The sequence below is a fragment of the Martinezella tropici genome (assembly GCF_003287875.1).
GTDB lineage: Bacteria > Pseudomonadota > Alphaproteobacteria > Rhizobiales > Rhizobiaceae > Rhizobium > Rhizobium tropici_C.
In genome coordinates this window covers 1-209 of record NZ_QMKK01000008.1, presented here as the reverse complement: position 1 = coordinate 209, position 209 = coordinate 1, and the positions used below count along the sequence as shown (strand labels likewise).

The window sequence follows — 209 nt, the reverse complement described above, 5'->3', positions numbered from 1 at the left end:
CGCTCATAGGCCTGCTTGTAAGGGTTCGCTCCCTTGAAGGACGGCAGGAAGGAATGGTGGATGTTGATGATGCGGCCCGACATCTTCCGGCAGAGAGCATCCGACAGAACCTGCATATAGCGGGCCAGCACCACGAGTTCGGTGCCGGTCTGCTCGACCAGTTCCAAAAGCTGGGCTTCGGCCTGCGGCTTGTTGTCCTTCGTCACCTT

The 209-nt window shown here is 58.9% G+C and carries 1 protein-coding gene; it reads right to left on the bottom strand.

Features of this window, described 5'->3' with window-relative positions:
• Positions 1-209 (bottom strand): formyltransferase family protein (locus tag DQ393_RS00105; RefSeq protein WP_281023913.1); only part of this gene is annotated, 209 nt, incomplete at both ends.